9 protein-coding genes are annotated in these 14,067 nt (G+C 46.8%); 1 reads left to right on the top strand and 8 read right to left on the bottom strand.

What is annotated here, in order from left to right; genetic code table 11:
• Window positions 1-233: 233 nt before the first annotated feature.
• The 4 genes from A3860_RS05695 to A3860_RS05680 all read right to left on the bottom strand — a co-directional run bounded on the left by A3860_RS05695 (window position 234) and on the right by A3860_RS05680 (window position 6,976).
• Complete coding sequence (locus A3860_RS05695) at window positions 234-1,613, bottom strand: peptidylprolyl isomerase (protein WP_081145588.1); 1,380 nt, start codon at window positions 1,611-1,613, stop codon at window positions 234-236.
• 169 nt (window positions 1,614-1,782) lie between these two features.
• Complete coding sequence (infB, locus tag A3860_RS05690; RefSeq protein WP_173820178.1) at window positions 1,783-5,040, bottom strand: translation initiation factor IF-2; 3,258 nt, start codon at window positions 5,038-5,040, stop codon at window positions 1,783-1,785.
• A 179-nt stretch (window positions 5,041-5,219) separates the two neighbouring features.
• Window positions 5,220-6,467, bottom strand: a complete 1,248-nt coding sequence (gene nusA, locus A3860_RS05685; protein WP_081145586.1) for a transcription termination factor NusA — start codon at window positions 6,465-6,467, stop codon at window positions 5,220-5,222.
• A 44-nt stretch (window positions 6,468-6,511) separates the two neighbouring features.
• Complete coding sequence (locus tag A3860_RS05680) at window positions 6,512-6,976, bottom strand: LSm family protein (protein WP_081145585.1); 465 nt, start codon at window positions 6,974-6,976, stop codon at window positions 6,512-6,514.
• 338 nt (window positions 6,977-7,314) lie between these two features.
• On the opposite strand from A3860_RS05680, the gene A3860_RS05675 reads away from it, so the two are divergent.
• The gene (locus tag A3860_RS05675) at window positions 7,315-7,575 is read left to right on the top strand and encodes a DUF4834 family protein (RefSeq protein ID WP_143773967.1); all 261 of its coding nucleotides are present in this window, start codon (window positions 7,315-7,317) and stop codon (window positions 7,573-7,575) included.
• Window positions 7,576-7,699: 124 nt separating this feature from the next.
• Here A3860_RS05675 and A3860_RS05670 read toward each other — a convergent pair whose 3' ends face one another.
• From A3860_RS05670 to A3860_RS05655, 4 genes are all read right to left on the bottom strand, one after another.
• The gene (locus A3860_RS05670; RefSeq protein WP_081145583.1) at window positions 7,700-8,311 is read right to left on the bottom strand and encodes an HAD family hydrolase; all 612 of its coding nucleotides are present in this window, start codon (window positions 8,309-8,311) and stop codon (window positions 7,700-7,702) included.
• 35 nt (window positions 8,312-8,346) lie between these two features.
• On the bottom strand, window positions 8,347-10,623 hold the full coding sequence (gene bglX, locus A3860_RS05665) for a beta-glucosidase BglX (protein ID WP_081145582.1): 2,277 nt from the start codon (window positions 10,621-10,623) through the stop codon (window positions 8,347-8,349).
• Between the two features lie 66 nt (window positions 10,624-10,689).
• On the bottom strand, window positions 10,690-12,516 hold the full coding sequence (locus A3860_RS05660) for a family 43 glycosylhydrolase (protein ID WP_081145581.1): 1,827 nt from the start codon (window positions 12,514-12,516) through the stop codon (window positions 10,690-10,692).
• Window positions 12,517-12,671: 155 nt separating this feature from the next.
• A complete protein-coding gene (locus A3860_RS05655) occupies window positions 12,672-14,030 on the bottom strand; it encodes a glucoamylase family protein (RefSeq protein ID WP_081145580.1) in 1,359 nt (452 codons plus the stop codon).
• Between the last annotated feature and the right edge of the window lie 37 nt (window positions 14,031-14,067).

Here is a 14,067-nt window from a genome sequence, read left to right as displayed (position 1 = left end):
CAAAATACTTAAAAGGTTGTTTATGCCAACAGTAACGAATGCGTTTCTAACCCATTTAAGGGTTTACACCTACGCTTAAATGACTATTTATTACAATGAATAATGCATTAGGGCAAAAGCATATAAGAAAAGGGAACCACAAAATTGTCAGGCCCAACTACCCAAAAACCTGTATAAAAAGCAACACCCCGGACTATTCGCCGGGGTGTTATCTTATTTATATTTCTAATTTTTTACTGCTTATTATTATTTGCCGCCGCATATTGCATCCAGTTATGCAGGGTTCCGCAGCCCTTGAAATCATCATCGATCATTATGTAATAGGAGGGGATCTTTGATGCAAACCAGGCTTCCAGTGCCTTTTGTTTTTTTACTTCCAATGCGTCTTTTGCCAGGCGGTCATAATCATCTTTAAGATTTTCACGGTGTGGCGTGGTGCGGGCTTTCAAATAAACGATGCGTACACCTTTTTTACCTCTTTCATCGGAGTAGGGTGTAGGTTTTGAATATTCACCGGGTTTCAGATCGGTCTTCGACAGCAACTCAACCAACTCTTTATCCAACTGACCTAATTCCAGATAGGTTGAACCGTTCTGGCCCTGTCTTATACCACCGGTAAATTTGGAATTTTCATCCTCGCTATAACGGGCAACAGCTTCACCAAAGGTGATAGTTCCGGCGATCAGTTTAGAGCGTACTGAATCCAGTTTTTTGATGGCCTCATTTATTTCATCATCGGTTATTGATGGTATGCGCAATATATGACGAACGATGGCGTCATCACCGGCGCGGCTAACCATCTGTATAATGTGATAGCCGAATTTTGATTTAAATACCGGGGAAACCTGTCCTTCTTTAAGCCGGAAAGCATTGTTGAGGAAAGCCGGGTCCCAGGTCTTTTCTGTACGGTTAATAGAATACTGCCCGCCATTTTCCTTACTGCCCGGGTCTTGTGTATATAATTTGGCTAGGATCTCGAATTTTTGCGTGCCCGACTCTACCTGCTTTTTAAAATCGTTCAATTCATCAATGGTGAGCTTTTCGAGATCGCGGCTTGCTTTGGGGTTCACTGTAATTTCCCCGATCACTACTTCCGATTCGTAAAAGGGTAAATTGTTTTGATCTTTCTTCAGGAAGAACTCTTTTACTTCCTGCGGAGTGATCTTGATATTTTCCACGATCTTATCGCGCATGCGCTCAGCCAGCTTTCTTTCTTTAAAAGTTTGGCGAAAATCTTCTTTGATCTGGTATACGGTACGGCCGGCAATTTCTTCCAGCGCTTCCTTTGACCCATACATTTGAACAAACCCGCGGATCTGGTTGTCGAGCAGGGCGTCTATTTCATCGTCACCAACCTGAATGGAATCTTTTTCTGCCTGCAATACCAGGGCTTTCAGCGTCAGGATCTGTTCCATAATTGCGCAGTTGGCGTTTTCGGGAACCTGTTCTCCCCGGCGCTGGCGGTCGAGAATATCGTTATAAACATCAGATTTAAGGATGATCTTATCGCCCACAATGCCTACAATTTTGTCGGCAGTTACTTTACGTGTAGCCTGGGCCATCACGATCGTAGTCAGGAACAGGGCGGAAATGAATGTAAAAACAGATTTCATCTGAATTAATAATTTGAAGGGACAGGGCCAAATTTACTGGTTACCTCTCCATTTACTGAGTGGCAAAGGTTATTTAACAAAAGTTTCGGGACAAATGGCACAAGCCTGAAGAAAATAAGGCACAAGTAGGATTTCCCGCTTGTGCCTTGATTCTTTTATGCCTGAGCTTTTATAATGTTCTTTTTACTTCTTCCAGTTCAAACGCTTCGATAATATCACCTACTTTAATACCGCTGAAGTTTTTAACGGTTAAACCGCACTCCATGCCTGAAGGCACTTCCTTCACGTCGTCTTTAAAGCGTTTCAGCGATTGTAGTTCTGCGCTTTGTCCTTCACCTTTAGGATATTCTACGATGCCATCGCGAATAACCCGGATCTTGGAGTTACGCAGGATCTTTCCATCGAGTACATAACAACCAGCCACCGTTGCTTTGTCGAACACGAATACGTTCCGTACTTCTACGTTGGCAACGATCTTCTCGGTGATCTTCGGCTCCAACATACCCTCCATCGCGCTCTTAACTTCTTCAATGGCGTTATAGATGATAGAGTAGAGCTTGATTTCCACTCCTTCGCTTTCGGCCAGGCGGTTGGCCTGGGTAGAAGGACGAACGTTGAAACCTACCACAATGGCATCAGATGCAGTTGCGAGCATTACGTCACTTTCACTGATGGCACCTACCGCTTTATGTACTACTGATACAACGATCTCTTCGGTTGATAATTTCTGTAATGAATCGCTCAGGGCTTCTACCGAACCATCCACGTCACCTTTCAGGATCAGGTTCAGTTGTTTAAAGTTACCCAGCGCCAAACGACGGCCAATTTCATCGAGCGTAATGTGTTTCTTGGTTCTGATACCCTGTTCACGCAGGATCTGTGCACGGCGGTTAGCTACTTCTTTGGCTTCACCTTCATCTTCATATACTTTGAACTTCTCACCGGCCTGGGGCGCACCATTCAATCCAAGGATCAATACCGGGGTAGATGGTGGCGCTTCGTCAACGCGTTTGTTACGTTCGTTGAACATGGCTTTAACACGGCCATAGAACTGACCCGATACAACCAGGTCGCCATGCTTTAAGGTTCCGTTTTGAACAAGTACCGTAGCTACATAACCGCGACCTTTATCGAGGGTAGCTTCAATGATGGTACCGGTTGCTTCACGATCGGGGTTGGCTTTCAGTTCCAGCAATTCTGCTTCGAGCAGGATCTTTTCCAGGAGCTTGTCTACGTTCAATCCTTTCTTGGCACTCAGTTCCTGGCTTTGGTATTTACCACCCCATTCTTCAACCAGCAGGTTCATACCGGCCAGTTGTTCGTATATTTTTTGTGCGTTAGCACCATCTTTATCGATCTTGTTGATGGCAAAGATCATAGGTACACCGGCAGCCTGTGCGTGGCTGATGGCTTCCTTGGTTTGCGGCATCACCGCATCGTCTGCTGCTACTACAATAACTGCAATATCGGTTACTTTGGCACCACGGGCACGCATCGCAGTAAACGCTTCGTGACCTGGTGTATCAAGGAAACTGATCTTTTTACCGTTGGCCAATGTTACCTCGTAGGCGCCAATGTGCTGGGTAATACCACCCGCCTCACCGGCTACTACATTGGCACTGCGGATATAGTCGAGCAACGAAGTTTTACCGTGGTCAACGTGACCCATGATAGTAACGATGGGAGCGCGGTGTTGCAGATCTTCTGCATTATCCACTTCTTCTTCTTCTTCCAGTTCAAGCTGCTTTTCCATATCAATGAACTCGGCTTCATAACCAAATTCACCGGCTACCAGCTCAATTACCTCGGCATCGAGACGTTGGTTGATAGACACCATCAGCCCCAGGCTCATACACTTGCTGATCACTTCGGCAAAGCTTACATCCATGAGGTTAGCCAGCTCGCTTACGCTGATGAACTCGGTTACCTGCAGCTTGTTGTCCTGTCCGTCAACACCTTCCCGCTCAGCCATGCTCTGGCGTTTGTCGTGACGGCGTTTGGCTTTTATGCCCTTGCCGCCCTTATTACCAGAGAGCTTGGCTTGTGTTTCACGTATTTTATCCTGGATCTCTTTTTCGTTGATCTCTTTGGGCTCGCGCGATACATGGCGATTTCCACCTCCCTGGTGACGGTTTTGACCGGGACGGTTATTACCACCGCCTCTGAAGTTTCCGCCGCCGCCCTGGTGCTGACCACCACCTTGCCGGTGCTGTCCGCCGCCTTGCTGGCCGCCCTGTCCACCATGATGACCATGTTGCCCGCCGCCGCCATGATGGCCACCCTGTCCGCCACGCTGATCGCCTGGTTCTCTTTTCTTGAACAGGTGTTGAGCTCTTTCCTGAGCCGACTGTTGTTGCTGGTCCTTTTTTTCGATGGGAATGCGCTTGCGCTTCCTCTTTTCCTCGTTGGGCTTCGGTTTGGTGCGGGCTTCGTCGCCAACCGGTAATTCAATTTTGCCCAGAATTTTCGGTCCCGTAAGTTTATCTGCTTTAATATTTTCAATAACCGGGGGTTGTGCTTCTGCTTTCTCTTCTTCTTTTGGCACTTCCTTTACCGGTTCCTGTACCTTTTTCTTTTCTATCTGTTTTGCCGGCTGTTGTGGTTGTTGCGGCTGCTGTTTTTGAACAACTTCCTCTTTTGGCTTTTTCGGCTTTTCCTCAGCCACCACAGGCGTAACAGTAGCAGTTTCTTCTTTTGGCTCCTGTACTTCTTCTTTGGGAGTCTTTGCTTCTTCTATCACCGGTGGCGTTTCTTCCTTCGCTTTTACCGGTGGCTCGTCCTGTTCCTTTTTCTTAACAACAACAGGTGTTTTCTTCGGTCTTGTTGAAGAATCTATTGCTGAAAGATCGATCTTATCAAGTACTTTAGGCCCTTCAATACCGGGCGCTTCAACTTTTGTAATTTCTGGTTGTTTTTCCTCCACCTTTGGCTCTTCTATCACTTCTTTCTTTTCCTCTACAGGCGGGGTTTCCACTTTTTCAACGACAACTGGTGGTTCAGGAATAACTACAGGCGGAACTTCTTCTACCTTTTCTGGCTTCTCGGCTTTTTCAGTCTTCTCAACTTTTTCTACCTTCTCTACTTTCTCAACCTTCTCTACTTTTTCTTCTTTTTTCTCTTCCACAACCGGAGCTGGTTCCTGCTTTTTGACCACCTCTTTTTTCACAGCCGCAGCATCGTCTTCCTTCTTCTTCTTCGCTTCCAGACTTCCCTTCGGCAGATCAATCTGGTCGCTTTTTAACTTGGCCACTTTATCACTCTGGAATTCCTGTTGCAAAGCACGATACATTTCCTCCGTCAGTTTTGACGTAGGTTTGAGATCGTCATTGTTAAATCCCTTTCCTACCAAAAAGTCTACCAGCGTTTCCTTGCCGATGTTAAACTCTTTGGCTGCGGCCATTAATCTTATTGTTGTTGTTTCTGCCATTCGTTATTGTAAGACAATTTTTTGTTTTGTTCGCTGTTTGGATCAGCAAATTACTGGGAAAAAGTCAAACGGAAGTTAAAATGCTCATATAAGTCAAATTAATAATATCGATTAAGTTCTTTGACTTATATGAAATTCTTTAACTATTCCCGCTTCTTTGACCTTTTAACCAGTTCCTACTATCCTTTTTCAAATTCTTCATTCAGAATACGGCGAACTTCATTGATAGTCTCTCTTTCGAGGTCGGTTCTTCTTTCCAGTTCCTCGGCGGTGAGATCGAGCACGCTGCGGGCTGTATCGCAACCAACGCGTTTGAGCTCGTCAATGATCCAGGTTTCAATTTCATCGCTGAATTCTTCCAGATCGATATCGAATTCCTGTGGTTCGCCTTCTGTATCGCGATAAACGTCGATGCTATACCCTGTTAATTCCTGTGCCAGCTTGATATTCACCCCTTTTTTACCGATCGCCAGCGACACCTGGTCGGGCTTCAGGTACACATTTGCCTGTTTCTTATCATTGTCAAGATCCTGCGTGGTGATCTTGGCCGGGGTAAGCGAGCGCTGGATCAGCAGCTGGATGTTGTTGGTCCAGTTAATAACATCAATGTTCTCATTTTTCAATTCCCGTACGATCCCATGGATACGGCTACCTTTCATCCCTACGCAGGCACCAACCGGGTCAATACGGTCGTCGTACGACTCTACGGCCACTTTGGCCCTTTCGCCGGGTTCACGTACGATCTTTTTGATAACAATTAAACCATCAAATATTTCAGGCACCTCAATTTCAAGCAGTTTTGCCAGGAAAGAGGGAGAGGTACGGGACAAAATAATGACCGGAGAATTGTTTTTTAGTTCTACTTTTTTTACAACGGCGCGGATATTTTCACCTTTCTTGAAATAGTCCTGCGGAATTTGCTCAGACTTAGGCAATATTAACTCATTCCCTTCTTCATCGAGCAATAAAATTTCTTTTTTCCAAACCTGGTATACCTCGGCGCTGATAATTTCGCCGATGCGGTCGCCGTATTTCTTTACCAACACGTTCTTTTTCAGGTCACTAATACGGCTTGCCAGGGTTTGTTTGGCGGCCAGGATGGCCCGGCGGCCAAAATCGAGGATATTTATTTCCTCATATAATTCTTCACCCACTTCAAAGTCGGGTTCAATTTTAACGGCATCACTATAAGCAATTTCAGCCAGAGGGTCCATAACAGCCCCGTCCTCTACAATAGTACGGCGGCGCATAATTTCCAGGTCACCTTTCTCTGCATTCACAATTACGTCAAAATTCTCGTCACTGCCATATTTTTTACGCAGCAGGGTTTTGAAAACATCTTCTACCACTTTCATCATGGTAGGGCGGTCTATATTTTCTGCGTCCTTAAAGTCTGCGAAGGCCTCTATCAGGTTTATGCTTGCCATATACTACAATTTTTTCCCTCCCGACAAACCGTCGGGAAGATCAATTAAAATACGGTTTGAATTGTTGTTGATTTTATTTGATCAAATTGAAATTGGTGGTTTAACACCTCTTTCTTTTTATTTTTTCCTTTTGTTTCCTCAATCATTATGCCTTCTTCGCTTACCTCCAACATTTTGCCGGTAACTTTAATACCGTCTTTAAGGATCACCTCAACGGTGCGGCCCAGGTTTTTTTTGTATTGTCGCAACAATTTTAAGGGTTCATCAACGCCGGGTGAGGATACCTCAAGCGAAAAGTCTCCATTCGGGAACAGATTTTCTTCTTCGATCTTTTTGTATAAAGCCCGGTTCCAGGAGATACATTTCTCAATGGTCACTCCCTGGTCGCCATCCAAAAATAGTTTGACGTTATTGGTGGGTTTTACTTTGATCTCAACCAGGAAATAAGCCGGATCATTGATCAGCATATCCTGTATCATTTTTTCAATTGCCTGTACTGGTGTTTCCATGCTCTTACGGGAAATAAAGAAGGGAACGATTCCGTTCCCTTTCTAATCATCTTTTGCCTTGGCAAAGGTAAGGTAATTAGATAATTAAATCCAAAAACCCGTTTGTTAATTTTGAATAAACGCACTTTCAAACACCTGACGGCCGTCATTTTACCAGGAAAGAAAAGCTAAAAATCAGGTTTTATGAACATTCAAAAGTCTAAACTTGTTGATTTGGTATAATTTTGCCAGTTCCCATTTTTTTGCGATAAGGTCTGTTTTCGCAGCGAAGGGGAATTTTGTTTGATCCAACTTAACAGTTTGTTAGGTGCTGTATTTATACCTTTAGTTTTTTTAATATGAATATTGCGCGCGTCTTATTATACATATTGCTGGCCGTTTTTTTATACAAGTTTGTATTTGGCCTGCTGGTGCCCATTGTAAAAATGACCTGGCGTGTACGCCGCCAGGTTAAGGAATTCCAACGCCAGCATCAGGAGCAACATGACACACCCCACAACGGTACTTCGGCCACCCATGCCTCAACGGCCGGTAATGGCGCCACCGCTTCACAGTCAAAAGCGGGCGATTACATTGATTTTGAGGAGGTAAAAGAGTAGTTGCCAGGGTCAATGGTGAATTGCTCCCGTCCATTGAAATTAATAACTAATCTTGCGCCACCGGAAGTTCATTGCCGATTGCCGATTTCATCCGCCAGCTGGCGGATTACCTTTTCACGATTCTTCAAAGTCCCAGATCCAGTATCGTTTTGCCACCGGTTAAATGAACCGCCTGCAAGCCGGCCAGCCGCGCCCCTTCCACATTTACCAGCGCATCGTCAATGAACAGGGTTTCTTCTGCTTCCAGCTTGCTGTCGTTTATTACATATTGAAAGGCCGCCACATCGGGCTTGCGCTGGTTGATGAGGTGCGAATAATAAGCTCTTTCAAAAAGATCGTCCATGGCAGCGCCATATACATCCTGGTAAGTTTTGTGAAACGACAGCAGGTGTATTGCATTGGTATTGCTGAATAAAAATAAGCGGTATTTGTTTTTCAGCTGGTTCAGCAGTTGCACCCGTTCTACCGGAAAATCGAGCAGCATAACATTCCAGGCCGCAATAACCTGGTCGCTGGTAGTACCGGGTAGCGACAGTTGCTGCGCTTTTTCTACAAATTCTTCATCTGAAATAGTGCCTACTTCATAATCCTTGAAAAAGGATTCCGCATGCCCTATGCGAAACAACTCGTCTATTTGATTAAGTCCCAGTTTTATAAATGCATCGCGGGTTTGCGCCACATCCAGGTTCAATAAAACCCCGCCCAAATCAAAAATTATATTTTTCACCCGTGTCATTGATTGCTGATTTGGGCGCAAGTTACGGCTCAAAATTATTTTACCAACCTGAAAGCGGCTTCCTTTACATCGCGGCTGTTGGTACCAATGTATAATTTGAAATCGCCCGGTTCCGCCACATATTTCAGCTCGCTGTTATAGAACTTCAGGTCGTTTACAGTAATGGTGAAATCTACTTTTTTAACGTCCCCGGCTTTCAGGTAAATTTTCTGAAACCCTTTCAATTCCTTTACGGGGCGGGTTACCGAACCCACCAGGTCCTGGATATACAACTGTACCGTTTCTTCCCCCGCCACATCGCCTTTATTGGAAACCATGACGGAAGCGGTTATCGACTGGCCCTCGTGCAAGGTGTTCTGGTTAAGAGTAACGGTATCATATACAAACGTGGAATAGCTGAGCCCATACCCAAACGGATACAATGGTTCATTCACCACATCGAGGTAATCTGATTTGAATTTCGGATTGCCGCCTTCATAGGGCCGGCCCGTGTTCTTGCGATTATAATAAATGGGTATTTGGCCCACATTGCGTGGAAAGGAGGTCGTGAGCTTACCCGATGGGTTGTAATTGCCAAACAGCACATCGGCAATGGCGTTACCGGCTTCTGTACCGGCAAACCAGGCTTCCACAATGGCCGGCGCCTGTTCGGGAAGCCAGGGAAGGGCCAGGGGGCGGCCGTTCAATAGAACCACCACCAATGGTTTTCCGGTCTTTGCCAGGGCCTCAATCAGTTTTCGCTGGCTGCCGGGCAGGTCGAGATCGCTTCGGCTGGCCGATTCGCCCGACATTTCAGCCGCTTCGCCTACTACGGCAACCACTGCATCGGCCTTACCGGCTGCGTCAACCGCTTCCTGAATGAGGGACTCCGGTGTTCGTGGATCTATCTCGGTTGGTTTGTTAAACGGACTAATGCGTTTGGCAAAAGCGGTGTCATCGGTAATATTGGCGCCTTTTGCATACGTTATCTGCACACTGTTACCGGCTACATTTTGCATGCCTTCCTGAATGGTTATGCTTTTGCTGTTATCGCCCGAAACGGCCCAGGTGCCCAGCATTTCTGTATGGTTATTGGCCAACGGACCCACCAGCACAATGGTACCGGCTTTTTTCAGCGGCAATATTTTATTATCATTCTTTAACAGCACCAGGGAGCGGGCAGCTATTTCGCGGGCGGCCTTCCGGTTCTCTGGTGTCAATATTTCTTTATCGGGGCGGGCGTTATTTACATACCGGTAGGGGTCCTGAAACAAACCCAGTTTGTATTTTGCTTCCAGTATGCGGCGACAGGCATCATCGATCTGTTTAAGGGTTACCGTTCCGGCTTTCAGTGATTTTTGCAGGGTGGTTAAAAATCCCTCGCCCACCATGTCCATATCAAGACCGGCATTGAGGGCCCTTGCAGAAACCGCCTGCAAATCGCCCATGCCATGCGCTATCATTTCATTGACCGAGGTATAATCTGATACTACAAAGCCTTTAAAGCCCCACTGATCGCGTAATAAGTTGGTCAGCAGCCACCGGTTGCCCGTAGCTGGCACCCCATCAATTTCATTGAATGAGCTCATAACACTGCCAACACCGGCATCTACCGCCGCTTTGTAAGGCGGCAGGTACTCATTGTACATCCTGATACGGCTCATATCTGTAGTATTGTAATCGCGGCCGGCTTCGGCTGCACCGTATAAGGCGAAATGTTTTACGCAGGCCATCACGGTATTGTCTTTCGACAGATCGTTGCCCTGATAGCCTTTAACCATGGCACGCGCAATCTTTGAACCGAGGTAAGGATCTTCGCCGGCCCCTTCCGCAATGCGGCCCCAGCGGGGGTCACGGGCAATATCAACCATGGGCGAGTAAACCCAGCACAAGCCATCGGCCGAAGCTTCGGTGGCGGCTATGCGGGCGCTACGCTCTATGAGGGCCGTGTCCCAGGAACAGGAGAGCCCCAGGGGAATGGGAAAAATTGTTTTATGGCCGTGTATTACATCGAGGCCAAAGAGGAGGGGGATGTGTAAGCGGCTTTCGTTTACAGCCAGGGCCTGCGCCTGGCGAATTTTATCGGGGCCAAAGATGCCGAATAACCCGCCAACGTTCCCTTTGCGGATGTTATCTTCAACACCTTTACTTACCACTGAACCGGTTGGCACACCCCAGCCGGGTGTTACCAGGTTCAACTGACCGATCTTTTCTTCGAGGGTCATTTTGGTCATGAGGTTAGCCACAAAGGCTTTCATTTTGGCTTCGGGCGTTTGTGCCAGTACGCGAAACAGGGAGGATAAGGCAACAATCGTTAGAAATGTCCTGCGCATAAATATATATTTTAGTCTGAAGGTTGGCCGCCCGCCAACCGGCAGGCAACTCCTCTTAAATAAATGCTACTCAACTTTCATTACTTTACTTCTTGCCGATACCCCGTTTTCATTGACTGCTTCAATGCAGAAATAGTAAGGTTGCTGGTTATCCATGGCTTTGCAGTAATATTCATTGCTGCTGTACACCATTACACAATTGTATAATTTATCAGGAGCTATGCCCATGTAAATATTATACGCATAGGCATTGCCCACCGGCGACCATTTGAGCCAGGCACTGCGTTTATCCTTTTCGGTTCGTAATACAATGAACTGTTTCACACTATCGGGCTTACTGCCGTTACCAGTACCAAATACGCGCAACCCGCTGATGGCAAATTTTCCGCCGGGCATATGCCCGTTTTCGAGTTTTATATACCGGGTTTGAACCGGATTGCCGAGTTCGATATAATCGTGGGGAACATCAGTGCGGTTGTTGCTTTTATCAACCAGCAACTTCCATTTTTTACCATCGGCGCTTTGATAGATCTTATATTGATGATAAATGCCCTGTTGCTTGCCCAGGAAATTCACATCCTGATCGGCATAATTGATCTGAATGGCCCTTACGGTACTTATATTACCCAGATCGGTTTGTATCCATTCGCCTTTGTCGCCGGTGGCGGCGCTCCAGTAGGTTTTGATGTTCTCGTCCACGGCAAAATTAGGATAATAACTGGCAAGGGTAGATGAAACGGTTACGGGTTTATTGTAGTTGAGCAGCATCCAGCCAGTAAAGAAGGCTTCGCTATCTTTAGCCTCCCGCCGGCCCGCCCCACCGTTTTGCCCCGGCAAATAATGTGGGTAATCGCCAAACGCAGCATCCATGTAAAGGACATCGTCTTTATCAAAACCGGCCGGCCAGATGCCGAGGCGCCGTTCGAAATTATTTTTCACCGAAATGGCAATGGTTGAAACATGCCACCAGTTGTTGTAATTGTCTTTAAAGGTAGCGCCATGACCGGCGCCGCGGGCAAAGCCGCCAGGTTTATAACTGAAGGGGAGCGATTGGGGTATAAATGGCCCCAAAGGATGTTCCCCTACCACAACCCCATCGGCATAACCGCTGAATTCGGTGCCGGGTGCGCCGTACTGCAGGTAATATTTACCGTTGTATTTCGTCATCCAGGCGCCTTCAATAAATGGGTCCAGGAAGGTATTATCGAGGTATTCGCCAAAGCGCTGCCAGCCATAACGCCACGGTTCTAGCAAATACATTTCCCTGCGCGTGCCTGCAGGCAAAAAAGTTTTTCGGTCAATTTCTATCCCATATAACGGATACCGGTTGCTGCTGCCATTGTACATATACAGCCTGCCATCATCATCGAGGAAGAAATCAGGGTCCCAGCCGCCGATGGCAAAGGAATCTACGGCTTCCTTCCAGGTATTTGCTTTGGGATCGGTGCTCATCCAAATGGGAAAATTGGTAGAATAGGTTGAACCGAACACCAGCAGGGTATCGCCCTGCACCCACACTGCCGGTGCACAAAGATCATCATATACCTTGTGCCAGGGCTTCAGGAACGAGCGGGATATAAAGTGCCAGTTACACATGTCATTGCTCCACCAATAGCCCCATTGGTTGGTGCTGAATAAATAATAATCGCCTTTATATACCACAATCACCGGGTCGGCGGTAGCCCGGTGCTTACCCCATTCGGTAAAATTGGGAATGGGCGTATAGCCGTAATCGATATTTATGGGGTTGCAAAAGGTGTGTGCAGTAACGATAGGATTGGGGGTGAGCCTCCTGTTTGTAAGAGACCCACCCTTTTCATCCTTGCTTTGAGGGAAAACCTGCGGAACTATAGCCGCTATTAAAAAACAGGTATAGATCAGTTTTGTAAACATGCAGCAGTTATTTTATGAGCACCCCGGCACTTCTATCCTTCGACTCCGCTCAGGGCGCAGAGGACACTCAGTGCGCTCAGGGCATCTGGCCTGGTCCTACGACCCTTCGATCCTTCTATCCTTCAACTGCGCTCAGGACGCCCAAGCGCTCCGGGCTACTTAAAATACGGACTTGTAAACCCTAACCTTTTCAATCCTGCTTTTACTTCGGGGCAACTCATAAACAACTTCCATAAAAAACCACTGCGATAGTTTTCCATCATTACAACAATCGGGCCCTGATCTATCGCGAGGTAGCGTTGCGGGTACCAGTTGGCGGTTTGGCTAAACGCATCATAAAAACCATAAGGCCCCCACAGCTTATCTTTCATGTCGTTGTACCAATGCCGCATAGCCTGCATGGATAGTTGTGGCGTATAGGGAAAGGATGACAAGGCTGCTGTAGGTGATATTACACCCAGGTCAGCATCCTTTCCCGGCGCATGAGCGGCATATCCTTTTACAGAATAGCTGGCCGTTAGGCCCCAGTTATCGGGACCATAGCCCTGAAAGTATTTGGGATTTTTTATGCACCAGGCATAATTGATGAGCGTTTGGTTTTTATTTTCCATCCAGTAATCGGCGTATCGATCTCTTAATCCATGCGGATCGAGCCCCAGGAACGAATAATGTGCCCAGAACAACGGACCGCCATACGGCGAATCGCCCTGGTGATACAATTGCAACGGATAATCAAATACGGTCCAGGGTGAAACAATTTTGCCATTCTGTGCCCACCCTTCGTGGTATACTTCAGCCGGAACACCATGGGTAGGCGATGAGGCCGCCAGTACGTACATAATGAGGCACTCATTATAACCCCGAACCGGGAAATTCATTTCCCAATTGTAATGGGGACTCCAGTGCCAGTACAACACATTTTCATTATGGCGGTACCAATCGTATTCCACCCCCTGCCATAAAGTATCGATGTTTGCAGAAAGCACCCTTTCAGTTGAATCGCCGTTTATAAAGAATTGCCGCACACAAAGCAGTCCCTGCATCAGAAAAGAAGTTTCAACCAGATCGCCCCCATCATCTTTACGGCCGAAGGGTTTTACCTTACCGGTTTTACCATAAAACCAATGTGGCCAGGCTCCGTGAAAGCGATCGGCTGTTTTCAGGAACTGCACTATTTTTTCGAGCCGTTCCCGGCCCTCATTGCGGGTAATAAAACCACGGTGTATGCCAGCCAGTAACGCCATTACACCAAAGCCACTTCCACCACTGGTAACAACGTTTTGATCTTTTTCGGGATAAACATTGTCGACATGAATTCGTTCTCTTGCCATTCCGCTATTCGGTTCCGCCCCATCCCAGAAATATTGAAATGTCTGGTGCTGAACAGCGGTGAACAACTCTTCATCATCCGGAGTGAACCTGGCTTCCGAATTCGTTGGTTTCAGGGTATTGGTGCAACGGATCAATAAAAAAGAAATTACAACTGTTATTACGGATAACCTGCAACGTATCATTATGGGCGTAGCGTTTGATTTTGGTACTGGGGGGTAC

Source organism: Niastella vici, from assembly GCF_002077945.1.
Classification (GTDB): Bacteria; Bacteroidota; Bacteroidia; order Chitinophagales; family Chitinophagaceae; genus Niastella; species Niastella vici.
This window is presented reverse-complemented; position numbering and strand designations above follow the sequence as displayed.

Bases quoted from the DNA above. Each gene is read 5' to 3' on its own strand.
- A3860_RS05695 (WP_081145588.1), bottom strand. From the start codon at position 1,613: ATGAAATCTGTTTTTACATTCATTTCCGCCCTGTTCCTGACTACGATC.
- infB (WP_173820178.1), bottom strand. From the start codon at position 5,040: ATGGCAGAAACAACAACAATAAGATTAATGGCCGCAGCCAAAGAGTTT.
- nusA (WP_081145586.1), bottom strand. From the start codon at position 6,467: ATGGCAAGCATAAACCTGATAGAGGCCTTCGCAGACTTTAAGGACGCA.
- A3860_RS05680 (WP_081145585.1), bottom strand. From the start codon at position 6,976: ATGGAAACACCAGTACAGGCAATTGAAAAAATGATACAGGATATGCTG.
- A3860_RS05675 (WP_143773967.1), top strand. From the start codon at position 7,315: ATGAATATTGCGCGCGTCTTATTATACATATTGCTGGCCGTTTTTTTA.
- A3860_RS05670 (WP_081145583.1), bottom strand. From the start codon at position 8,311: ATGACACGGGTGAAAAATATAATTTTTGATTTGGGCGGGGTTTTATTG.
- bglX (WP_081145582.1), bottom strand. From the start codon at position 10,623: ATGCGCAGGACATTTCTAACGATTGTTGCCTTATCCTCCCTGTTTCGC.
- A3860_RS05660 (WP_081145581.1), bottom strand. From the start codon at position 12,516: ATGTTTACAAAACTGATCTATACCTGTTTTTTAATAGCGGCTATAGTT.
- A3860_RS05655 (WP_081145580.1), bottom strand. From the start codon at position 14,030: ATGATACGTTGCAGGTTATCCGTAATAACAGTTGTAATTTCTTTTTTA.